The organism is Zunongwangia profunda SM-A87, from assembly GCF_000023465.1.
GTDB lineage: Bacteria > Bacteroidota > Bacteroidia > Flavobacteriales > Flavobacteriaceae > Zunongwangia > Zunongwangia profunda.
The window spans coordinates 508,160-531,904 of the sequence record NC_014041.1 but is presented as its reverse complement, the minus strand read 5'-3'; the positions used below and the strand labels follow the sequence as shown (position 1 = coordinate 531,904).

Here is a 23,745-nt window from a genome sequence, read left to right as displayed (position 1 = left end):
CTATGTCATCAAAACCATTTAAATTCAAACAATTCGAAATCCATCAGGATCGCTGTGCTATGAAAATAGGAACAGACGGTGTACTTTTAGGCGCATGGGTAGATCTTTTAGAAGATACAGATAGCATTTTGGATGTGGGCACCGGTACCGGTGTCATTGCCCTTATGATGGCACAGCGTTCCTCAGCGCAACTTATAGATGCTATTGAAATAGATGAGAATGCCTACGAACAGGCTGTAGAAAATTTTGAACATAGTGACTGGGGAGATCGTCTTTTTTGTTATCATGCCGAGTTTGGTGAATTTGTAGAAGAAATGCAGGACGAAGAAAAATATGATTTGATTATTTCCAATCCACCATTCTACAATTCAGATTATAAAACTGCTTCAGAAGCACGCGATATGGCACGTTTTCAGGACGCTTTACCTTTTCAACTTTTGCTAGAAGGCGCAACTTATCTTCTTTCAGAAAAAGGAAGACTGGCCGTTATTATTCCTAAAAGCCAGGAACAGGATTTTCTAGAACTCGCCGGTGATTTTAATCTTTTCCCTAAAAAAATTACTTATGTAAAAGGAACGCATACTTCAGAAATAAAAAGATGCCTAATTCTATTGGGGTTAGAACCTATTGAAGTTTTAAAAGATGAATTAACTATTGAACATGAAAGACATCAATATACCCCAACCTATCAAAAACTGGTCGCCCCTTTCTACCTGAAAATGTAATTTCTATTGATTCCTATTAAAAACTTGGTTACATTTAATGAAACTACACATTGCAAATGAAACCAGATCTTTTTACAGCACCAGATTATTACAATCTTGACGACTTACTAAGCGACGAACATAAAATGGTACGAGAGGCCACTCGCGCCTGGGTAAAAAAAGAGTTAAGCCCTATTATTGAGGATGCCGCTCAAAAAGCAGAATTCCCAAAAACTTTACTAAAAGGTTTAGCTGATATTGGTGCTTTTGGCCCCTATATTCCTGAAGATTATGGTGGCGCCGGCTTAGATCAGATTTCATACGGAATCATAATGCAAGAAATCGAAAGGGGTGATAGCGGCATACGCTCTACCGCTTCAGTACAATCATCTCTGGTTATGTATCCCATCTACGCATATGGATCTGAAGAACAAAAGAAAAAATATCTTCCTAAATTAGCTGCCGGAGAATTGATAGGATGCTTTGGTTTAACCGAACCAGATTTTGGCTCGAATCCCGGTGGAATGCTCACTAATTTTAAGGATAAAGGAGATCATTACCTACTTAACGGAGCAAAATTATGGATTTCTAATGCACCTTTTGCAGATATAGCAGTAGTATGGGCCAAAAACGAAGAAGGTAGGATACACGGACTTATTGTGGAACGTGGCATGGAAGGCTTCTCTACTCCAGAAACTCACAATAAATGGTCGCTTCGTGCCAGCGCCACTGGTGAACTTATTTTTAATAATGTAAAAATTCCAAAAGAAAATCTTTTACCCCAAAAAAACGGATTGGGCGCACCACTTGGCTGCCTTGATTCTGCCAGATATGGAATCGCTTGGGGCGCTATTGGAGCTGCCATGGATTGTTATGATACCGCATTACGTTATGCTAAAGAAAGAATCCAGTTTGGAAAACCTATCGCGGAAAAGCAACTTCAGCAGAAAAAATTAGCTGAAATGATTACTGAGATTACCAAGGCCCAGTTATTAGCATGGCGATTAGGAACGCTTAAAAACGAAGGAAAAGCATCTTCAGCACAAATATCCATGGCCAAAAGAAACAATGTTGATATGGCCTTAAAAATTGCCAGGGAAGCTCGGCAGGTTTTAGGAGCGATGGGCATAACAGGAGAATACAGCATTATGCGCCATATGATGAACCTGGAAAGTGTTGTCACCTACGAAGGTACTCACGACATTCACCTTTTGATTACGGGAATGGATATTACGGGGCACTCCGCTTTTTAAAATTCTAATGCTTGTCCATTACACTTTCCCCTATGACGATCAAATTTCGATAAAATAGCATCATAAAAGATCAAAACAAGGGCAACGCTTACAACGCTTGCCCTTGTTATATTTCTCGCAGCATTTGGTTTTTAATTTCATTTGCTTTTTAGGCACTACCCCTTCTACCCTAAGAAAATCCTTAGATTTCTCAGAATAAAAAATAATGATATTAAAATGAATTAATCCAATCATAATACCTTTCAATTTAACCAGAATTACCGAAATTTGCTATTAACAATCTGTAAAAAGACTGTTACAATTTTAAAATCCCTTGCCAACAAGTATTTTTGCGGCAAATTTAAGTCAAGTTATGATTAAAGACATCAATAAAGCCCTAAAACCACAGGTAGAAACTTTATTAAATCACTCCCTATATTCAAAAGTAAGGTCTCCAAAAGAGTTGCAGGTATTTATGGAGCATCACGTTTTTGCTGTTTGGGATTTTATGTCTTTATTAAAGGCCTTACAGCAAAATCTCACTAAAACTACTAACCCCTGGTTCCCGGTTGGGAATCCTGAAACCAGATATTTAATCAATGAAATTGTCCTGGCCGAGGAAACCGATGTTAATTTCTACGGAAAACACCAAAGCCATTACGAGATGTACATTGATGCTATGGAAAAAGCAGGAGCAAATACAACCAAAATCCATAGTTTTTTAGATCAGGTCATTCATGGTACCGATATATACTTAATTATTGCAGCAAGTGATTTACCCTGGAGTATCAAACAGTTTTTAAAATTTACTTTTGAAACCATTTCTGAAGGCAAACCACACAAAATAGCCTCTGCATTTACCTTTGGAAGGGAAGGATTAATCCCTGGGATGTTTACTTCTATCATCGGAAATATCCAGAAGAATTTTCCTGAAAAAGACTTACAATTATTCAAATATTACTTTGACCGCCACATAGAACTGGATGATGATGAACATGGGCCGATGGCCTTTGAAATGATTGAACACCTTTGTGGAAAAGATACCGACAAATGGCAGGAAGTTGAAACCATTGCCAAACAAGCTCTAGACGCCCGAATCGAACTATGGGACGGTATAGAACGTGAAATTGAATTGCTTACAAACACAACAGCCAATTCTTAAAGAACTGGCTGTTGTGTTTGTTTTTTTCTAAGTAGACTCCGGTGCTAATTTAACTTCCAGACCATCCAGATCTTCCGTAATTGGAATTTGGCAACTTAATCGGCTATTATCCTCTACAAAGAATGCCTGATCCAACATATCTTCCTCTTCAAAACTCTGCTCCGGTAACATATGCTCCAAATTAAGCACGTAACACTGGCAGGACGCACACATGGCCATCCCACCACAGATACCAATCGTACCTTCAGGTGCTAGTTCGTAAGAACGAATTACTTCCATTAAGTTCATATTCATATCTGTAGGTGCATCTACAGTATGTGCTTCTCCTTCCCTGTCAATGATGGTTATTTTTATATCAGACATGTCTCAATATTTTGAAGCTTTACACTTCTACTACTAATTTATACTTTTAACTACTTCTTTCTTAGCTTCTTTCCTACTTCCGTCGAAACCATTAACCCCACTTACGGTCGTATATTTCATCACGTATTTCTTATCAGGAAATATACGTTGATAAGCACTCTGGCACATAATTGCAGCTTCATGAAAACCGCAAAGAATCAACTTTAATTTACCAGGATAAGTATTTACATCCCCAACTGCATACACACCAGGGATATTAGTTTGATAATCATACGTATTATCAACTTTTATAGCGTTCTTTTCAATTTCCAGTCCCCAATCACCAATTGGGCCCAGCTTTGGTGATAAACCAAATAAAGGAATAAAATAATCGGTTTCTTTAATCTCTTCTCCAAGAGCCGTATCCTTATGTCTTATTACAACTGCTTCCAGGTCTTCTTCTCCTTTAAGATCAACAATCTCAGCATTGGTCACCAGCTTTATCTTACCAATTTTGGATAATTCTTCTACCTTTTCTACGGAATCTAAAGCTCCTCTAAACTCCTGTCTCCTGTGAACTAAAGAAACCTCTGAAGCTACATCGGCAAGAAAAATAGCCCAGTCTAAAGCAGAATCACCTCCGCCCGCAATAACTACTTTTTTATCGCGATACACTTCTGGTTCTTTAATCATATATGCTACACCTTTATCCTCAAAATCTATAATATTGGGAATAGGTGGTTTTCTGGGCTCGAAACTTCCTAAACCACCGGCAATAACAACTACCGGCGCATGGTGCTTTGTTCCTTTATTGGTAGTTACTATAAAACTACCGTCTTCTTGTTTATCGATGGTTTCAGCACGCTCACCCAAAGTAAAACCTGGTTCAAAAGCTTTAATTTGCTCCATTAAATTACTTACAAGATCTCCTGCGAGCACTTCTGGAAAACCGGGAATATCATATATGGGTTTCTTAGGATATATTTCTGAACATTGCCCCCCAGGTTGTGGTAAGGCGTCGATAAGATGACATTTTAATTTTAACAATCCTGCTTCAAAAACAGTAAAAAGGCCTGTTGGTCCTGCACCAACAATTATCATATCTGTTTTAATCATACTGTTTAGGTTAATTTGGAGGCTTACTCAATAACCGAGATTAAATACTTCGCGACTTCTCCCGAAATAAAAACCTATTTCTAATCACTACCTCACAAGTTTGTCCTGATAAATTACTTCTGGATATTTATTACTTCCTCTATCTGGGGCACATACTTTTTAATAGTCATTTCTACCCCAGACTTTAAAGTCATTTGATTTACAGAGCAACCCACACAAGCCCCCTCTAACTGTACCTTTACTAAACGGTCGTCTTCAATCGCAACCAAAGAGATATCCCCCCCATCACTTTCTAAAAAAGGGCGAATTTCGGCTAATGCCTTCTCTACATTAAGTTTTATTTCTTCGCTTGTCATTTACTTAGTTTTAACCGCACTACATCCAGCCATCGTGGTGATCTTAATCGCCTCGGTTGGAGGTAAGCTTTTGTTTCTATTTACCGTTTCCTGAACCATATTTCTGGTAATCTCCTTAAAAGATTCCTCTAAAGGGGTTTCTTCCTGAAGCGCCGCAGGACGACCAATATCACCTGACTCTCTAAGACTTTGCACCAATGGAATTTCTCCTAAAAACGGCACCTGTAAATCTTCAGAAAGGTTTTTAGCTCCCTGCTCGCCAAAAATATAATACTTGTTATTTGGCAACTCCTGTGGGGTAAAATACGCCATATTTTCAACAATACCCAGCACTGGTACGTTTATACTTTCCTGCTGAAACATCGCCACTCCTTTTTTAGCATCTGCTAATGCTACATTTTGTGGTGTACTCACCACAACAGCACCGGTAATAGGAAGCGATTGCATGATAGAAAGGTGAATATCCCCCGTTCCCGGAGGCAAATCGACTAAAAGAAAATCAAGAGCTCCCCAGGCGGCATCAAAAATCATTTGATTTAGTGCTTTAGCAGCCATTGGCCCTCTCCAGATCACAGCCTGGTTGGGTTTGGTAAAAAACCCTATAGAAAGTATTTTAACTCCATAATTTTCTACTGGCTTCATTTTAGATTTTCCGTCAACATTCACAGATAATGGGCGCTCTGCCGCCACATCAAACATGATAGGTACTGATGGACCATAAATATCTGCATCTAAAACACCCACTTTAAAGCCCATTTTGGATAAAGTAACCGCTAAATTTGCTGTAACAGTAGATTTTCCTACACCTCCTTTTCCTGAGGCTACGGCAATTATATTTTTAATACCGGGAATTGGTTTTCCTTTAATCTCAGGCGCCTTTTTCTCAGTAGCAGGTGCTTCAACCTTAATATTTACTTTTATTTTTGCTTTTTCATAGACTTTTTCGTGAATAGCTTTCATCACATCTACCTCTGCCCTCTTTTTTATATGAAGTGCAGGCGAACTTAATACTAGATCGACAATAACCTCATCACCAAAAGTCATAACGTTTTGCAAAGCACCTCCTTCTACCATGTTTTTACCTTCTCCGGCAACACTAATAGATTCTAATGCTCTGATTATTTCTTTTCTATCTAATTTCATAAAAATTTTTAGTCAGAATATCTTTTAATTAGATCGATTCTAAATGCAAATATACTTTGAAATGCTAAGAACACGAAGCATTTATAAAGAATTGATCTATTCTATGATAAACATAATTAATTCCGCTTTCCCGAATAGGAAACACCTTCCATTTAGTATAGCCAACATCTAAAACCTTACAGAAAGATATTTCTTAATACGGCTCCTCCAATTGGGTCATTGGGTCCCAAAAAACAGAATCAAAATCAAGGACTTTCATCTCCCTTATCTTCACACCCTCAGCCTCCAGCAATTGTTGCATGGCATTAGAACCCCCAAAATGACTTTTACCGGTAAGCATACCATTTCGGTTGACTACCCGATGCGCAGGAACATCTTCCCTGTTTTTAGAAGCATTCATGGCCCAACCTACCATTCTGGCACTTTTTGCGGCACCAAGATATTTGGCAATAGCACCGTAAGAAGTTACTCGGCCTTCAGGAATTTGCGCGGCTACCTTATATACTTTTTCAAAAAAACCAGATTTATCTACCGTACTCATGAATTGTATATTCTAATAATGGTAATAACGACAAGCACCGCCATTAAACCTGCCATAAAGTAGTTAGAATATTTCGCGAATCGCTCTGCCTTTTTTTCAATCTTAATAAAGGAAAGTACATACAGATACAAACTGGTAAAACTACCAAGCGACGCTGCGACTGCAAAGGCAATAATTTTAAACCAGTTATAACTAACGCCAACCCCTACGTTAAAAGCACCGGCAATAGCACAAAAATAAGGGATGGGAAAAATATTTAATGCAGCTATAATCATCCCCTTATATAAACTACTATTTTCCTTTTTCTTGGAATGTGCAGGCATACCTTTTTTCTTTTTAGCCTGAACAAAGAAATACACTCCTAAAATACTGAATATAACCAAAGCAGCCCTCAGCATAATCCTTCTCACGAATTCGTGCTCAAAAATATACTTGGCTAATAAAACGGCAATAAAGGCCTGAAGAAGAATTACTACCGAAGCTCCTATAGCTACAAGCATCCCATTTTTCTTACCACGTTCAATACAGGTTTTAGCGACAGTCATATTCACCAAACCAGGCGGCAAAACTCCAAAAAGCGCCGCGAAATAAACAATGAGAAAAATTTTTGCTTCTTCCAACAACCTGTTATTTTATTCTAAATTTAATATAAGTAATTGGTTTTCCCTTCTCAAGATACTGTTTTTCGTAGAAAGTTTGTATCCTGGTCACCTCTTTTGGAGCCCCTTCATTTTTATAGACATGGTGGTTAGCATACATAACTTCGTGCCCTGCACCATGTAACAGGCCTAAAGTGTAACCATGCATAAATTCACTATCGGTTTTTAGATTTACCACCCCATCGGGTTTCAGTATCTTTTTATACTTCTGTAAAAAACCGGTGTTTGTTAAGCGGTGTTTGGTTCGTTTATATTTAATCTGCGGATCCGGAAATGTAATCCAAATTTCACTAACCTCATTTTCAGCAAAAGCATAATCGATAAGTTCGATTTGCGTTCTTAAAAACCCCACATTATCCAATCCTTCTTCTAAAGCTGTTTTAGCTCCGCGCCAAAAACGAGCCCCTTTAATATCGATTCCGATAAAATTCTTTTCTGGAAAAGCCTGCGCCAATCCAACACTATATTCGCCCTTACCGCATCCTAATTCTAAAATAATTGGCTGATCATTTTTAAAAAAATCAGCATTCCATTTTCCCTTATATTGAAAGTCGGCCTCGGTAAGCATCTCCCTTGTTGGCTGAATGACATTTGAAAATGTTTCGTTCTCTTTAAAACGTTTTAATTTATTCTTACTTCCCACAGCTGAAATTTGATTTTCGGCAAATTTATAGAATTATATTTCAGTTTTTAGCAAAGTTAATACTACAAATGTATAATTTCAGGATTCAAACACAAGCTTTTAGAAAATTGCCATGGAGATTTAAAAATTTCGTGATGTTTTTTTAATGCTTAAAAACCGGCTGAAGCTTCTACGAATTTATATTTGCAATATGCAAAAAAAACGAATTTTAGTTGCGGCCTTAAATTGGGGACTGGGACATGCTACCAGATGCATACCCATTATAAAAGCACTGCTAAAAAACGATTACGAACCTGTTTTAGCTTCTGATGGTGATGCCTTACGACTTTTAAAAAAAGAATTCCCACATATTATTTGTCTGGAATTACCATCATATAATATAAAATATACCGAAGATCCCGGAAACTTAAAATGGAAATTACTTTTTGACAGCCCACGTATTTTAAATGTCATTAAAGCTGAAAAAAAAATGACACAGGGTATTATTCGGGATTATCAAATTTCGGGAATCATTTCAGATAATCGCTGGGGAGTAAGAAATAAGCAATTAAGATGTGTATTTATCACTCATCAACTTCAGGTCCTTTCAGGAAACACCACCTACTTCAGTAGCAAAATTCAGCAAAAATATATTGAAAAATTTGACGAATGCTGGGTACCTGACCTACCAGGCAGTAAAAATCTAAGCGGTATATTGGGACACCTAAAAACAGAGAATTCCGCCATAAAATATATAGGCCCTTTAAGCAGAATCGAAAAACGCTCTTTACCCATAGTTTATGATTACCTGATTATTCTATCCGGTCCCGAGCCGCAGCGAAGCTTTTTAGAAAAGCGTCTACTGGATGCTTTTAAAGATACCGAACACAGGATTTTATTTATAAGAGGTGTTTTTTCCGTGGAAGAAATGAGCTTGAAAAACACCAATATCAATATTAGAAACCATCTTTATGGAGCATTTTTGCAACAAGCCATGAATAGTTGTAAATACGTTATAGCAAGATCCGGCTACACCACGATTATGGATCTTTATAAGATTGAAGCGAAAGCTTTTTTTATACCAACCCCGGGACAGTTTGAACAGGAATATCTGGCTGAGCGTTTGGAAAAACTTGGTATTGCCCCGCATTGTAAACAAGAAAACTTCTCTTTAGAGAAATTGGAAAATTTAGAGGATTTTTCAGGCTTCAGCAATTTCAGTTTCGAGTACCCTTTTAGGGATCTCTTTACTCTTTTCTAGCGTAAATGAAAATTCACTCCCCACCCCAAATACACTTTCTACATAGATTTTTTCACTATGGGCCTCTATGATGTGCTTAACAATTGATAAACCTAAACCGGAGCCCCCTTCTTTTCGGGAACCACTTTTATCTACACGATAAAAACGTTCAAATAAACGCGGAATATTAGTTTTAGCGATTCCTTCACCGTTATCGGTAACCCTAACAATCACTTTGTTTTTAATTAGATTTTCTATACTAATCTCTGTAGTACCGCCTTCTTTGCCGTACTTAATGGAATTGACTACCAGGTTTGTAATAACCTGCTGAATTCTTTCCTCATCCGCTCTTACCCAGATCGCTTCCTGATAATCCATATCAAACGTAAGGGTTATATTCTTTTTAGCTGCTTTCATCTCTAATAGATCAAAGGTGTTTTGAATTAATTCAACAATATCAAAATCTTCGATATAAAGATGTAAATCACCTGTTTCTAATTTGGTGATCATATCCAGATCTTTTACGATATAGATAAGGCGCTCTACTCCTTTACTGGCGCGTTGCAGATATTTTTTACGAACGCTTTTATCTTTCATCGCCCCGTCCAATAAAGTTAAAATATATCCCTGTACGGTAAACAGTGGTGTCTTTAACTCGTGCGAAACATTTCCCATAAATTCTTTACGGTAATTCTCGCGCACCTTTAAAGTCTCGATCTCAAGTTTTTTATGTTCAGCAAATTTCTCTACCTCTCTGGTAAGTGAAGCCATATCTGTTGTAACCTGATTAGGGTTTAGGGTAGAAGAGTCTAATAAGGAAACATCGTCGTAAATTTTCTTAATCCTTTTATAGATAAAATTCTCTACCCGATATTGTGTAATAAAAAAGGAAAACGTGTAGCAAACCAATGCAAATCCCATCAGTGCCCACCAATGAAAGTTCCCGGAAAAATAAGAAAAAGCAGTCCATAGACCGCTTAAAAACAAGGTTAGATATAAAGAGGTCTTTATTGCAAATGTGTAGGACTTCTTAAATTTTTTCGCCATTAAACTACAAACTTATAACCAACTCCTTTTACGGTTTTAAAGCTGTCGTCACCTATTTTTTCTCTTAATTTACGAATATGTACATCTATAGTACGCCCGCCAACAACAACTTCGTTACCCCAAACTTTATCAAGAATATCCTCTCTTTTAAATACCTTTCCTGGCTTAGAGGCTAATAGTGAAAGTAATTCAAATTCTTTACGAGGCAAAATCATCTCCTCTTTATTCTTCACTACTTTATATTCATCTCTATTAATAACAATCTCTCCTACCTTTACAATATTAGAGCCTGTTTCTTCATCCCTAAACCTTCTAAGTAATGCTTTTACCTTACTTACTAAAACTTTTGGCTTTATAGGCTTGGTAATATAATCATCTGCACCGGCATCAAAACCTGCCATTTGTGAGTAATCTTCTCCTCTGGCGGTTAAAAAAGTAATAATGGTATCTTCTAACTCTGGTATTTTTCGCATTTGCTCACAGGCTTCTATCCCATCCATACCTGGCATCATCACATCCAGTATAATTAAATGTGGTGATTTTTTCTTCGCCACCTTTACCGCCTCTGCGCCATTATCAGCAGTGATTACCTGATAACCTTCTGCAGAAAGATTGTAGCCTACGATCTCCAGGATATCTGGTTCGTCATCTACCAGAAGGATTCTGATGTCTTTTTTCTTCATTTTAGTATCGATTTTAACAAATACGCGGTAAATGTAATTATTAATTTGAATCTACAATTTAAGCATTTATTTAGTAACCTTTACATAACACTAAAATGACAAAGCGTTAATTTGCGGTTAACACAAGCTTTACATACCCCCCTTTAATTTGCACTCAAGAATCAAACAAAGGGATGAATAAATTTTTAGTACTAATTGCATTTTTACTTACTAGTATAGTAAATGCACAAGAAACAACAGGTTCTATCGCGGGGAAACTTACCGATCGCGAGATGAACGGCGAACCACTACCGTTTGCCAACGTAACTATTAAAGGAACTTCTAAAGGAACAACATCAGACTATGACGGTCTTTATGTACTGGACAAAATTGAGCCGGGTACCTATACCGTGGTCTTTAGTTTTGTTGGTTACGAAACCTTGGAAATACCAAATGTAAAGGTGGTTGCCGATAAAGTTACCGAAATTAATACAGGTCTTGGCGCCAGCGCCGCTACTTTAGATGAAGTCGTAATCACAACAGTATCCAGAAGGGATAGTGAAGTTGCATTGTTGCTAGAGCAAAAGGGAGCTATAGAAATGATTGAAAATATTAGTGCCCAAGAGCTAGCAAGAAAAGGCGTAGGTGATGCACAAGGTGCACTTACTAAAATGGCTGGTGTTAGCAAACAAGAGGGAGTTAAGAATGTTTTTGTTAGAGGTCTTGGTGATCGTTATAACTCTACTACGCTTAACGGCTTACCATTACCTTCTGAAGACCCGGAATACAAAAACGTGGCACTGGATTTTTTTGACAGTAACATTATCAATAGTGTTGGAATTAATAAAACTTTTCAAAGTTCTCTTTATGGAGATTTTGCAGGTGCTAACATTAATATTATTTCCAAAGAATTATACGGCAAAGAAACTATAAAGGTTGGTTTCGGTTCTGGATTTAACAATAGAGCTGTAAACGAAGATTTCGAAACTGTGGACGGAACTTCCTGGTTTGGTTATGGCTTATCTTCAGATAGCCCTATAACTAGCTTAGATACTTACAGTTTTGAAAATTCTATGGGATCTAACAATCAAAATTCTCAGATCAACACCAATGGTAATTTCCAACTTGGGAAAAAATTCGATATTGGAGATAACAACCTAAAAACCTTACTAATAGGATCTTTCGATAGTAAATACAGCTATAATGAAGGAAACACAAAAGAGATCAACGCTCAGGGACTTCCCCTTAGAGATCTTGATTTTCAAAAATACCAATATAATGTATCTCAAATATTAATGGCGAATTTAGACTATGGTTTTGGCGAAAATAATCTAAGCTTCAATTCTTTATACATTCATAATAACACTCAGAGCGTTGGGAATTATTTTGGGCAATCTGCAAATATATCTGAGGAAACAGACGACTCTGCTTATATAAAAAGACAGCAGGTTAACGACAATACCGTATTTGTTAATCAGCTTTTAAGTGAATTTGCCTTAACAGACAGGATTAGTTTACAAGCCAGCATAGGTTACAATATGACAAGAGCAAATGAGCCCGATCGTAGACAAAACACTTTTGTATATAATCAAACTAATGACAATTACCGTGTGGCGGTAGGTACACCTGGATACAATTTACGTTTCTTCTCTGATCTTGAAGAAAACGAAATTGTAGGCCATTTAAATGCAGCTTATGCTTTTGGAGCTGCGGATAGTAAAGAGCAGCAAAAAGGGATTATTAATGTAGGTTATGACTATCGAAATACAGATAGAAGATTTAACTTTTTACAATTTAATCATGATTTTGGCTCTCCGGTTAATGTAAATCCTAATAATCCAGATCTAGTTTTTAACCAGGAAAATTTATCTAATGGAACTTTTAGATTAGTAACCAATAGTGGTTTTGGTGATGATTTTAATCCACTCGACCCATTTTTCTATGAAGGAGAAAAAGATATCCATGCCGGTTTCACAAATGCTTTCTATAAATTTAATGAAGCATTTACCTTAAATGCAGGCCTACGTGTAGAACATATCGATCAGTATGTAAACTGGGACACCAACCTATCTAGCAGTGAAAATAATCAAAACACAGATCCTTCTACGATAGAAAACACCTATTTCCTACCAAGTTTTACGGCAAAATATAACTTTAACGAAAATAGCATTTTAAGACTAACAGGTAGCAAAACCTATACTTTTCCGCAATTTAAAGAAGTTGCTCCATTTCTTTATGAAGATGTAAACTTCTCAAGTTTTGGTAACCCAAATTTAGAAGCTTCTGACAACTACAACTTGGATATGAAATATGAATTTTACTTCGGTGGTAATCAAATCATATCTTTAACCGGATTTTACAAAAAAATTAAAAATCCTATAAACAGGGTACAGGTAAACTCGGCTGCTAACCAACTTTCTTACATCAATTCTGGAGCTGAAGCAGATGTTGCCGGAGCAGAATTAGAAGTTCGTAAAACGGTCTTTAACATTGAATCTGGCGAAAGCAAAAAACATGAGTTAGCCTTTGGTTTAAACACCTCGTATTTATATTCAAGACAAGATTTATCAAACAGAAGTACAAACTTTACTAATAGCGAAGATGAATTGGAAGGCGCATCTCCATGGGTTCTTAATACAGATCTAACTTATAATTACGATAGCAATAAATTTAATTTGATGTCTTCTGTTGTTCTAAACTACTTCAGTGATCGTATTTATTCCTTAGGTGTGCAGCAACAAGGAAACATTGTAGAAACCGGAATTCCTACATTAGATTTTATTGCTACAGGCACTATTTCGAAACACTGGGGAATAAACGCTAAAATAAAGAACATTTTAGATCCCGAATTCAAATTGACTCAGGATGATATAAACGGAGGCACTAATACAATCAATAATTTTAAAAAAGGGACTGTATTCTCCGTAGGACTTAGTTACAGCTTATAATCAGTAACAAACACTCTTATATAAATCAAATTTCAATTAAACAAAAACACTTATGAAAAAATCAAAATTATTTCTTTCGATGTTTACCATTGCAACATTATTAGGAAGTTGCTCTAGCGATGATGATACTCCTACTCCAGGAACTGATGACGATGGTGGTGTCGTAGAACAAAAAGACGATGTAATCGAGTCTCAGGACGATCCCGATTTAGATCCAGAAGATCTACATGGTGAAGTTAGAGCTAATATTACCATTTCAGCTGATACTGAATGGATGCTTACCGGAGCCCTAAAGGTTATGGATGGTGCAACACTTAAAATAGAACCTGGTGTTACTATTAAAGCTAGATCTGGAGGTACAAATGTATACATCGCAGTATCACAGGGTGGAAAAATTGATGCCCAGGGTACAGCAGATAGCCCTATCCTGGTTACATCAGCCGCAGAGAATCCACGCGCTGGTGACTGGGGAGGAGTTATGTTAGCTGGTTACGCACAAATCAATTCTGGAGATGTTGCAGAAACAGAAGTTGCTGGTATATCTTACGGAGGCGATAATGATGCAGACAATTCTGGAACTATCGACTATATGATCTTAGAATATACCGGAGCAAGAATCAATGGTGACCAGGAATTTAACGGATTCACCTTTTATGGTGTAGGTAGTGAAACTTCGATAAGCAATATCATGGTAAGATACGGTGATGATGATGGTATCGAATGGTTTGGCGGAACGGTAGACGTTACCAATGCACTTGTTGTAAACGCTAAAGACGATTGGTTTGACTGGACTGAAGGCTGGACAGGAACCGGTAAAAACTTTTACGGAATCAGAGAATTTGGATTTAATGATGTAACCGAGGACCCTAGAGGTATTGAAGCCGATAGTAATTCTAACAATAATGATGCTTCCCCAAGATCAAATCCTACTATCGACGGACTTACTCTATATCATCAATCTACCATCAGCATGGCAGATATGATTAAAATTAGAAGAGGAAGCTCTGCTACGATTACCAATGCCGTAGTTGCTATTATTGCTGCCGAAGATGAAGACGCCGGAAGTGCTTCAGATTTTATCGATCTAACTGATAATTCTGGAGACGGATCTAGCGAAACTTCTATTAATGTAACAGCACTTGGAGCGATCGATGCTACTGATATTAAAGCTCAAGGTGCCACTATCACCGTTGGGGCTGGAAACACAGGAGCTGATACTTCAGTTTTTGCATGGACAGGATACACGTTCCCTTCTCTGGATGTGGAGTAATTCAACTATTCAAATAACAACAAAAAAGGCTGCTATTTGCAGCCTTTTTTATTCATAATCTGTTAAAAACAACAAAAATACATTTTATCGAATTAAGCAAATTTTAGGTATGATTTTTGATTTTTTATTGTAAGTTTGCAATAACCGACTAAGAAAGAATGAAACAAAATTATCTCTACAGTGTTATATTAGGATTATTTCTACTGATAGCTGCTCCCGCAACTGCTCAGCAGGGTGATTCACGTATAGCTAAAAAAACAACTGTAGAGACGATAGAAGGCCTTAGTCTTTACCCTAATCCGGTTTCAGGTGATAAAATCTACATTACCAGCACTAAAAATCTTGAAAAAGAAATCGAAATCTACAATGTTTTAGGGAAAGCGATAAAAAAGACAAAACTGCGTGGCAAAGAATTAGACATATCGTCTCTTGTTGCAGGTATCTATATTGTAAAGATCAAAGAGCAAAACGAGATCGCTACTCGTAAGCTCGTCGTTAAATGAAGAGGAGAGGCTTCGGCCCACGTCACTCATCCCAGCGATAATATTCGCTATTATTCCCAATAATTATTTGAAAATTATATTCTTTTTTAACTTTGCGTAAACTACGGCGGTGTAAGCCCATGGGTATTTATTAGACAATTGTTTTTTATTTCGAGATAAGTCTCGGAGCATTTAATCTCGATTATTGAGTAAAAATTGCAAATGATACAGCACAGCAAAATTTTTGATATCCAATCTAAAGCTGATTTTCTAAAAATCAGTCTTGAAATCTTCCAATATCAATATCAAAATAATCACGTTTATCAACACTTTTGCAAGTTATTACATAAATCACCCGACAATGTCCGTAGCTTAGCTGATATTCCATTTCTTCCCATCCAATTTTTTAAGAGTCACCAAATACTTTCTGATAATAAACCTGCAGAAATTACTTTTACCAGTAGCGGAACCACCGGAAGCACCACAAGTAAACATATAGTCACCAATTTGGAGATTTATGAGGATAGCTTCAACAAGGCATTTCAAAAATTTTACGGGCCAGCTGAAGATTTAACCATTTTAGCGCTTCTTCCATCCTATTTAGAACGCGAAGGTTCTTCTCTTATTTATATGGTAGAACATCTAATTAAAAAAAGCAATCAAAGTGAAAGTGGCTTTTATTTAGATAATCTTGATACACTGAAAAATAAGCTTATTCAGCTAGATAAAGATGGTAAGAAAATACTTTTAATTGGTGTATCATTTGCATTATTAGACCTAGTTGAAAATCATCAGTTTCAACTAGAAAACACCATTATCATGGAAACCGGCGGAATGAAAGGCCGCCGTAAAGAAATGATTAGGGAAGAGCTGCATAGCATACTCTCTAAAGGCTTTGGAGTTTCTGCTATTCATAGCGAATACGGGATGACCGAGTTACTCTCGCAGGCTTATTCCAAAGGAAATGGAGTTTTTGACTGCCCACCCTGGATGAAAATCTTAATTAGAGATCCTGAAGACGCTTTTTCTCCTGTAAAAAAAGGAAAAACCGGCGGAATAAATGTAATCGATCTTGCCAATATTAACTCATGTTCATTTATCGCTACTCAGGATTTAGGGAAAATAAATAAAAATGATACTATAGAAATCTTAGGAAGATTCGATAATAGCGACATCCGTGGTTGTAACCTTATGGTTTTGTAAACTCTATAATAAGCAGAATTCTCAGGAAAAATCAGAAAAATACAAATTGTAAGATATTTTAAAATTTCCAAAAACAATAAAAAATATTAAACCTGATCAAGCGGTTGGTAAGTATTAAAGCATAATCCAGAAAATAGTAGCCTCTAAACAAATGTTATTTTTATCCAAAAACCTGTAAGCATCTTGAAAAATAACCGACTACATTTCAGCAGAATAGGAAGAAGTCAAAATTTATTCTGTGGCTAAGTGAAATTTTTCATATTAGATTGGTTAGTTAGTTGAATCCCCTCTTGAACAGTTCAAGAGGGGATTTTTAGTCTATAACCTTGCGGTAACCAAAAAGTAGGGATAGAAGTTTTAAAAGTTTCGGAACAAACCTATTACAACATAACAACCTACAATAAGGGATTTAAACAACCACTAATATATAGGTATTCTTTTTACCCTTATTAATGATTACATACTTATCGTTAATAAGATCATCAAGGCTAATGGTGTAATCCTCTTGCACTTTCTCCTTATTTACCGAAACCGAATTTTCTTTTAAAGCTCTCCTGGCTTCACCATTAGATTTTAAAAAATCGGTTTTCGCAGCTAGAGCTCCAATCATATCTAAACCGGCTTCAACCTCGGCTCTGGAAACTTCAGCTTGCGGCACTCCTTCAAAAACATCTAAAAAAGTGGCTTCGTTTAAAGATTTTAAATCTTCAGCAGTGCTTTTTCCAAACAAAACTTCAGAAGCTTTTACCGCATTATTATAATCTTCTTCAGAGTGTACCATTACGGTAACTTCCTTCGCCAAAACTTTTTGAAGTTCTCTTAAATGTGGCGCTTCCTGATGTTTTGAGGTTAAATCTTCTATTTCTTCTTTACTTAAAAAAGTAAAGATTTTGATGTATTTCTCTGCATCAGCATCGCTGGTATTTAACCAGTACTGGTAGAATTTATAAGGCGACGTTCTATTGGCATCCAACCAGATATTTCCTCCTTCGGTTTTACCAAATTTTGTACCGTCGGCCTTTGTAATTAATGGGCAGGTAAGCGCATATCCTTTTCCATCCCCTATTCTACGAATCATTTCAGTCCCGGTAGTAATATTTCCCCACTGGTCACTACCTCCCATTTGCAAGGTACACTGGTGTTCTCTAAATAAATGAAGAAAATCGTATCCCTGTACTAACTGGTAGGTAAATTCAGTAAAAGACATCCCTTCAGACGCGTCTGAAGATAAACGTTTTTTAACCGAATCTTTGGCCATCATATAATTTACGGTGATATGCTTACCTACATCGCGAATAAAATCAAGAAAAGAAAACTCCTTCATCCAGTCGTAGTTATTTACTAATACTGCAGTATTTTCTTCAGCTCCTTCAAAATCCAAAAACCTTGAAAGTTGCTCTTTAATCGAATTTTGATTATGCCTTAGAGTCGCTTCATCTAAGAGATTACGTTCCGCAGATTTCCCCGAAGGATCCCCAATCATTCCCGTTGCACCACCAACCAGGGCATAAGGTTTATGTCCTGCTAACTGGAAATGCCGAAGCATCATTACTCCTACCAGGTGACCAATATGTAAAGAGTCTGCTGTTGGGTCGATACCAACATAGGCAGCACGCATTTGCTCGTTTAGATGTTCTTCTGTGCCCGGCATCACATCGTGAATCATTCCGCGCCAGGTAAGCTCTTCAACAAAATTTTTGTTCATAATTAACAATTTGTTCTTAAAACAGTTGTAAAGATACCATTTACTCTTATTTTTCCTAAGTGCTTTAGCTATATTTACCACATGATTTTAGTTACAGGCGGTACCGGTTTAGTAGGCGCTCATTTGCTTTTAAAACTGGCAGAAGAAAAACATCAGATTAGAGCGATTTATCGCCCCAAAAGTGATCTTTATAAGACACTTGAGGTCTTTTTATATTATCATCACAAAGAGGAAGCTGAACGCCTTTTCAAAAAAATTGAATGGGTTGTTGCAGACCTTACTGATATTCCTCGGTTAACGACAGCATTTAAAGGCATTACCAAGGTTTACCATTGTGCTGCTTTAGTTTCCTTTAAGCCTAAAGATGAAAAAGCACTTCGAAAAATCAATATTGAAGGCACCGCAAATATCGTGAACCTGTGTATTGCTACAAAAATTGATAAACTATGCTATGTAAGCAGCATTGCAAGTTTAGGCAAACCTATTAAATCTGATTCTACCACAGAAAACACCCAATGGAATCCCGAAGCAAATAATAGCGATTACGCCATCTCTAAATATGGTGCTGAGATTGAAGTTTGGCGCGCTTCCCAAGAAGGTGTAAAAGTAATTATTGTAAACCCGGGAGTAATTATTGGCCCGGGATTTTGGCAAAAAGGAAGCGGACAATTATTTACACGAATCCAAAACGGATTAAATTATCACTTTCCGAAAATCACTGGTTTTGTGGGCGTAAAAGACGTAGTAACTGCCATGTTAAAATTAATGTCTTCTGAAATTTATAACGAAAGATATATCCTGGTTGCTGAAAATCTTAGTTTTAAAAAAGTTCTGGAATTTACCGCTTTAAGCATTAATAGGCCGAAACCGGAAAAACCACTTAAAAAGTGGATGATTTCTATAGGCTGGTTTGTACAAAAAACAGCGTCATTGTTTGGCTATAATCGCAATATCACCAAAAGTGATATTTCAGGAATTTTCCAAAAATCGACCTTCGATAACACGAAAATTAAAAAAGAGATAAATTTCAAATTCACCCCAATGCACAATGTAATCGCAGAAACAGGAAAGTATTTTCTTAAAGATCAGGAGAAAAAAGAGACGATTAAAAATTAATTCGCTTCTCTTGATAAAGGTCCTTGATTGTTCTGTAAACTATCTAATCTATTATTAGTTCGGTCGGCTTCTGTTAAAACAGTATCGACCTTAGTAGTATCTACTTCAACCGAATCGATTTCCTTTTTAAATTCAGGACGATTTTTCTCTCTTCTTACTTTATTGATAGAATCCTGTACTCGTTTTTCTTCTTCTACCAATTCATCAAAATGGGTCTTTAAAGACTGTAGCGAGTCTTTTACTTTATCAAAAATCCGCTCGTAGTCATCATATTTTTCAGTGTAATACGCATTGCTTTTTTCAAACTGTACGCTATCTATCCCAAATTTATCGTAAATGTACTGATCTGGTTTTATTCCGGTTTGCTCCAGTAAAATCTTATTATAATTTCTGGCAGCATTTACTAAAGACATTTCGGTTAGTATATCGACCATCTTATCTTCTGAAATAAGATTTTTAGGCTTATCCATATAGTTAACATCCTGGCAGGAAAGCCCTATAAAAAAGATAAAAACAACAGCGTATTTAATCAATCTCATTATCTATCAAATTCCAGTTGCTGTGCTACTTTAGCAAAAGGCTGATGCTTAAAGTTTTTATATACCAAACGACCATTTACAAAGGTGTGGGTAATCCTGGATTTAAAAGTTACCCCTTCAAAAGGAGACCACCCGCATTTGTATAAAATATTATCAGATTTTACTTGCCAGGGTGCATTTAAATCTACGAGTACCAGATCTGCTTTATAGCCTACACGAATATAACCGCGATCCTTTATATCAAATAAAATTGCAGGATTATGACACATTTTTTCTACAATTTTCTCTAAAGAAATTTTCTCTTTGTGATAAAATTGCAACATCGCAGGTAAAGCATGCTGTACTAAAGGGCCACCACTTGGAGCCTTAGTATAAGGGTTTTGTTTTTCCTGCTTGGTATGTGGCGCGTGATCTGTAGCCACAACATCCAGAATATCATCGCTTAACGCTTTCATTAAAGCTTCCTGATCTTTTTCAGATTTCACCGCGGGGTTCCACTTTATAAAAGTCCCTTTTTGTTTATAATCGTGATCATTAAACCATAAGTGGTGTATGCAAACTTCTGCTGTAATTTTCTTATCTTTTAGTGGCTTTTTATTACTAAAAAGTTCTAATTCTTTGGCAGTTGAAACATGGAAAACGTGTAATCTCGCTCCTGTTTTCTTTGCTAATTTTACGGCATTTGAGGAAGATTTATAACACGCTTCTTCACTTCTTATCTTTGGATGGAGTTCGATAGGAATGTCCTCTCCATACCGTTCAACACATTCTTTTAAATTATTTTGAATAGTTGTTTCATCTTCACAGTGAACTGCAATCAACAAAGGAGATTTAGAAAATATTTCCTCTAAAACCTTTTGATCATCTACCAGCATATTCCCCGTAGAAGAACCTAAAAACAACTTTAATGCAGCTGTCTTTTTAGGGTCTACTTTTAAAATTTCTTCAAGGTTATCGTTAGTTCCGCCAAACATAAAAGAATAGTTAGCATAGGATTTTTCTGCAGCCAACTGAAACTTTTTTTCCAACTCCTCTATTGTCGTAGTTTGTGGTAGTGTATTTGGCATCTCAATAAAAGAAGTAATCCCACCGGCAACAGCTGCCCTGCTCCCCATTTCGATATCTTCTTTATGAGTCAAACCGGGTTCTCTAAAATGCACCTGATCGTCGATAATCCCAGGTAAAAGATGTGTTCCTTCAGCATCAAAAATCTGAACGTCTGGAGATTTTGCACTTATCGACTCGGATATCTCTTTAATAATTCCATCTTCTATAAAAACATCACCTTCAGTAATCTTTCCTTCATTTACTATTTTGGCGTTTTTAATCAGGACTTTTTTCATCACTACTTTATTCTGTTAAACAGACTTTTTACTTTCATTTTTATTACTCCAAAAACAGCTTCGTAAATTATCGAGCCGCTCATTTTGGAGGTTCCCCTGGTTCTGTCGGTAAAAATAACGGGGACTTCGGTTATTTTAAACCCTAAAAGATGCGCTTTAAACTTCATCTCTATCTGAAACGCATATCCAACAAACTGTATCTTATCCAGTTTTATACGTTCTAAAACTTCTCTTTTATAACAAACATAACCTGCCGTAGTATCATGAATATCCATACCTGTAATAGCTTGCACATATTTAGAGGCTAACCAAGACATTAATACACGATTCATAGGCCAGTTAATCACATTTACTCCGGTAACATATCGCGAACCTATAGCCAAATCTGCACCTTCGCGTCTACAAGCGTTGTATAATCTTGAAAGATCATTGGGATTATGGGAAAAATCAGCATCCATTTCGAAAATATAATCGTACTCTCGTTTTAACGCCCACTTAAAGCCATGTATATATGCAGTTCCTAAACCTGTTTTTTCCTTACGTTCTTCAAGAAAAAGTTGTTCAGGAAACTCAGCCTGCAAGGTTCTTACCCTCGTAGCAGTGCCATCTGGCGAATTATCATCTACCACCAAAATATGAAAATTACGCCGTTGTGAAAAAATATTTCTTATCAGCCGCTCTATATTTTCTATTTCATTAAAAGTGGGTATAATAATTAGCCCATGAACCATTCCCGAAAATTTTGCACAAATGTAGGAATTTTAAACAATGCTTTCTTTTGTTTTTAAGCTTAGTTTTTATCACATTCCTTTAAATTTGCAAAAAAATAATTGTGCAGGCAATAGAACTTTATACCGAACCTTTAGACTGGATCACAATCATATTCCTAATCTGTTTTATATTAATTGTACTGGTTAGAAATTTATACCCTAATCGCTTTACCGAATTTCTTTCTATCCTAAGCTCTAACAAATTTATGCTGTTTAAAGGAAAAGAGAACAATGCTTTTCATGGATTTAACATAATCCTCTTTACTGTAAACGCACTTTCTGTATCGGTTTTATTGTTCTGGTTTTATAAATATTACACCAACCCAAGCCCCACCAACTATGTTTTTATTTATATCAGGATTTTTACCGCCTATGTCTGTTTTATCCTCTTAAAATTTGGGGTCGAAAAAATAATCTCTAATATCTTTAATATGGATAAAATAGTAGATATCTATTTATTTCAGAAATTAAGCTATCGTAATTATATCGCCATAATGGTATTCCCTTTCACACTTTTATTGATATATACCTTTACTATTAGCGATTTATGGGTATATGGGATTGTAAGTTTTATCCTTTTCGCCAATTTAACAGGGATATTTAACATCTTTAGACAATATCAAAAGTTAATTAGCGCTAACTGGTTTTATTTTATTTTGTACCTTTGCGCTCTTGAAATTGCACCGTACTTTATTTTATATAAGCTTATTACAGTGTATTAAACGATCAGATAAAGAATATTGATATATGAAAGTGAAAACAATTTTGGTTTCTCAACCTGAACCTAAAGTAGAAAACTCTCCATATTTCGAATTGGAGGAAAAGCAAAAGGTTAAAGTTGATTTCATCCCTTTTATTCATGTAGAAGGCGTTTCTTCAAAAGAAGTTAGACAACAAAAAGTAGATCTTTCAAAACATACCGCTATAATCCTGACCAGCAGAAACGCAGTAGATCACTTTTTTCGGGTAGCTGAAGAAATGCGTTTTAAAGTACCTGATTCCCTAAAGTATTTTTGCCTTAGTGAAGCAGTGGCTTATTATCTGCAAAAATACGTAGTCTACAGAAAACGAAAAATCTACGTAGGTAAACGTACCTTTGCAGAACTTTCTCCGCTTATCAAAAAGTATAAGAATGAGAAATTTTTATTACCATCTTCAGACATGTTAAAACCTGTAATTCCTAAAACCCTAGATAAACTTGGCGTACAATGGAAGCAGGCCGTATTTTACAAAACTGTAGTAAGTGATTTGTCGCATCTTAGTGATGTAACTTATGATATTTTGGTATTTTTTAGCCCAAGTGGCATTAAATCTTTATTTGAAAACTTTCCAGATTTCAAACAAAACGATACAAGAATTGCTGTTTTTGGAAATACGACAATTAAAGCTGCAAAAGAACACGGGCTAACCGTGAATATTAAAGCGCCAACTTCAGAAACACCATCAATGACAATGGCTCTTAATAAATATATTGCTGAAGCTAATAAGAAATAAAAATTACCTTCTATTAAAATTCGAAAACCGGTGCTTTGCTTATTAAACA

At 36.3% G+C, this 23,745-nt stretch carries 24 protein-coding genes; 11 read left to right on the top strand and 13 right to left on the bottom strand.

The annotated features are described in order from the left end of the window. Positions 1–2 precede the first annotated feature (2 nt). The 3 genes from ZPR_RS02445 (at position 3) to ZPR_RS02435 (ending at position 3,098) form a co-directional block, all read left to right on the top strand. Positions 3–725 carry a tRNA1(Val) (adenine(37)-N6)-methyltransferase gene (locus ZPR_RS02445; RefSeq protein WP_013070023.1) on the top strand — a complete coding sequence of 241 codons (723 nt, stop codon included), beginning with the start codon at positions 3–5 and terminating at the stop codon, positions 723–725. 56 nt (positions 726–781) lie between these two features. Continuing rightward, on the top strand, positions 782–1,957 hold the full coding sequence (locus tag ZPR_RS02440) for an acyl-CoA dehydrogenase family protein (protein ID WP_013070022.1): 1,176 nt from the start codon (positions 782–784) through the stop codon (positions 1,955–1,957). 352 nt (positions 1,958–2,309) lie between these two features. Further along, entirely contained in the window at positions 2,310–3,098 is a 789-nt protein-coding gene (locus ZPR_RS02435; protein ID WP_013070020.1) for a DUF3050 domain-containing protein, read from the top strand. Between the two features lie 27 nt (positions 3,099–3,125). Here ZPR_RS02435 and ZPR_RS02430 read toward each other — a convergent pair whose 3' ends face one another. From ZPR_RS02430 to trmB, 7 genes are all read right to left on the bottom strand, one after another. Next, on the bottom strand, positions 3,126–3,461 hold the full coding sequence (locus ZPR_RS02430) for a 2Fe-2S iron-sulfur cluster-binding protein (protein ID WP_013070019.1): 336 nt from the start codon (positions 3,459–3,461) through the stop codon (positions 3,126–3,128). A 33-nt stretch (positions 3,462–3,494) separates the two neighbouring features. Beyond that, on the bottom strand, positions 3,495–4,556 hold the full coding sequence (locus tag ZPR_RS02425; RefSeq protein ID WP_013070018.1) for an NAD(P)/FAD-dependent oxidoreductase: 1,062 nt from the start codon (positions 4,554–4,556) through the stop codon (positions 3,495–3,497). Between the two features lie 113 nt (positions 4,557–4,669). Further along, the gene (locus ZPR_RS02420) at positions 4,670–4,912 is read right to left on the bottom strand and encodes a NifU family protein (RefSeq protein WP_013070017.1); all 243 of its coding nucleotides are present in this window, start codon (positions 4,910–4,912) and stop codon (positions 4,670–4,672) included. Continuing rightward, entirely contained in the window at positions 4,913–6,055 is a 1,143-nt protein-coding gene (locus ZPR_RS02415) for an Mrp/NBP35 family ATP-binding protein (RefSeq protein WP_013070016.1), read from the bottom strand. It lies immediately after the preceding gene. 193 nt (positions 6,056–6,248) lie between these two features. Then, entirely contained in the window at positions 6,249–6,596 is a 348-nt protein-coding gene (locus tag ZPR_RS02410; protein ID WP_013070015.1) for an MGMT family protein, read from the bottom strand. Beyond that, a complete protein-coding gene (locus tag ZPR_RS02405; RefSeq protein WP_013070014.1) occupies positions 6,593–7,216 on the bottom strand; it encodes a LysE family translocator in 624 nt (207 codons plus the stop codon). Before ZPR_RS02405 ends, ZPR_RS02410 begins: the two co-directional genes overlap by 4 nt. 7 nt (positions 7,217–7,223) lie before the next feature. After that, positions 7,224–7,898 (bottom strand): tRNA (guanosine(46)-N7)-methyltransferase TrmB, encoded by a 675-nt coding sequence (gene trmB / locus ZPR_RS02400; protein WP_013070013.1) that lies wholly within the window; start codon positions 7,896–7,898, stop codon positions 7,224–7,226. A 190-nt stretch (positions 7,899–8,088) separates the two neighbouring features. On the opposite strand from trmB, the gene ZPR_RS02395 reads away from it, so the two are divergent. Next, entirely contained in the window at positions 8,089–9,138 is a 1,050-nt protein-coding gene (locus ZPR_RS02395; protein ID WP_041578582.1) for a glycosyltransferase, read from the top strand. Here the strand turns inward: ZPR_RS02395 and ZPR_RS02390 are convergent. Next, positions 9,079–10,164, bottom strand: coding sequence for a sensor histidine kinase (locus ZPR_RS02390; protein ID WP_041578580.1), 1,086 nt, complete (start codon positions 10,162–10,164; stop codon positions 9,079–9,081). The two genes, ZPR_RS02395 and ZPR_RS02390, sit on opposite strands and share 60 nt — an antisense overlap. Further along, complete coding sequence (locus ZPR_RS02385) at positions 10,164–10,847, bottom strand: response regulator transcription factor (protein ID WP_013070010.1); 684 nt, start codon at positions 10,845–10,847, stop codon at positions 10,164–10,166. Before ZPR_RS02385 ends, ZPR_RS02390 begins: the two co-directional genes overlap by 1 nt. Positions 10,848–11,020: 173 nt before the next feature. On the opposite strand from ZPR_RS02385, the gene ZPR_RS02380 reads away from it, so the two are divergent. The 4 genes from ZPR_RS02380 to ZPR_RS02365 all read left to right on the top strand — a co-directional run bounded on the left by ZPR_RS02380 (position 11,021) and on the right by ZPR_RS02365 (position 16,729). Further along, entirely contained in the window at positions 11,021–13,774 is a 2,754-nt protein-coding gene (locus ZPR_RS02380; protein WP_013070009.1) for a TonB-dependent receptor, read from the top strand. 52 nt (positions 13,775–13,826) lie between these two features. Beyond that, positions 13,827–15,044 carry a hypothetical protein gene (locus ZPR_RS02375; RefSeq protein ID WP_013070008.1) on the top strand — a complete coding sequence of 406 codons (1,218 nt, stop codon included), beginning with the start codon at positions 13,827–13,829 and terminating at the stop codon, positions 15,042–15,044. A gap of 158 nt (positions 15,045–15,202) precedes the next feature. Continuing rightward, a complete protein-coding gene (locus ZPR_RS02370) occupies positions 15,203–15,547 on the top strand; it encodes a T9SS type A sorting domain-containing protein (RefSeq protein ID WP_013070007.1) in 345 nt (114 codons plus the stop codon). Between the two features lie 201 nt (positions 15,548–15,748). Further along, a complete protein-coding gene (locus tag ZPR_RS02365) occupies positions 15,749–16,729 on the top strand; it encodes a LuxE/PaaK family acyltransferase (RefSeq protein WP_013070006.1) in 981 nt (326 codons plus the stop codon). A 409-nt stretch (positions 16,730–17,138) separates the two neighbouring features. Here ZPR_RS02365 and tyrS read toward each other — a convergent pair whose 3' ends face one another. Next, on the bottom strand, positions 17,139–18,434 hold the full coding sequence (gene tyrS, locus ZPR_RS02360; protein WP_013070005.1) for a tyrosine--tRNA ligase: 1,296 nt from the start codon (positions 18,432–18,434) through the stop codon (positions 17,139–17,141). Positions 18,435–18,515: 81 nt separating this feature from the next. Here tyrS and ZPR_RS02355 point away from each other — a divergent pair, with 81 nt between their 5' ends. After that, entirely contained in the window at positions 18,516–19,550 is a 1,035-nt protein-coding gene (locus ZPR_RS02355; RefSeq protein ID WP_013070004.1) for an NAD-dependent epimerase/dehydratase family protein, read from the top strand. Here ZPR_RS02355 and ZPR_RS02350 read toward each other — a convergent pair. From ZPR_RS02350 to ZPR_RS02340, 3 genes are read right to left on the bottom strand one after another with little or no spacing between them, the layout of a single operon-like run. Then, positions 19,547–20,089 carry a DUF4296 domain-containing protein gene (locus ZPR_RS02350; RefSeq protein ID WP_013070003.1) on the bottom strand — a complete coding sequence of 181 codons (543 nt, stop codon included), beginning with the start codon at positions 20,087–20,089 and terminating at the stop codon, positions 19,547–19,549. The two genes, ZPR_RS02355 and ZPR_RS02350, sit on opposite strands and share 4 nt — an antisense overlap. After that, positions 20,089–21,432 carry a dihydroorotase gene (locus tag ZPR_RS02345; protein ID WP_041578568.1) on the bottom strand — a complete coding sequence of 448 codons (1,344 nt, stop codon included), beginning with the start codon at positions 21,430–21,432 and terminating at the stop codon, positions 20,089–20,091. The genes ZPR_RS02350 and ZPR_RS02345 overlap by 1 nt, the downstream gene beginning before the upstream one ends. A gap of 2 nt (positions 21,433–21,434) precedes the next feature. After that, positions 21,435–22,163 (bottom strand): polyprenol monophosphomannose synthase, encoded by a 729-nt coding sequence (locus ZPR_RS02340; protein WP_013070001.1) that lies wholly within the window; start codon positions 22,161–22,163, stop codon positions 21,435–21,437. A gap of 101 nt (positions 22,164–22,264) precedes the next feature. Between ZPR_RS02340 and ZPR_RS02335 the strand changes: the two genes are divergently transcribed. After that, positions 22,265–22,924 carry a DUF4271 domain-containing protein gene (locus ZPR_RS02335; RefSeq protein ID WP_013070000.1) on the top strand — a complete coding sequence of 220 codons (660 nt, stop codon included), beginning with the start codon at positions 22,265–22,267 and terminating at the stop codon, positions 22,922–22,924. Between the two features lie 25 nt (positions 22,925–22,949). After that, positions 22,950–23,696 carry a uroporphyrinogen-III synthase gene (locus ZPR_RS02330; RefSeq protein WP_013069999.1) on the top strand — a complete coding sequence of 249 codons (747 nt, stop codon included), beginning with the start codon at positions 22,950–22,952 and terminating at the stop codon, positions 23,694–23,696. Positions 23,697–23,745: the final 49 nt, after the last annotated feature.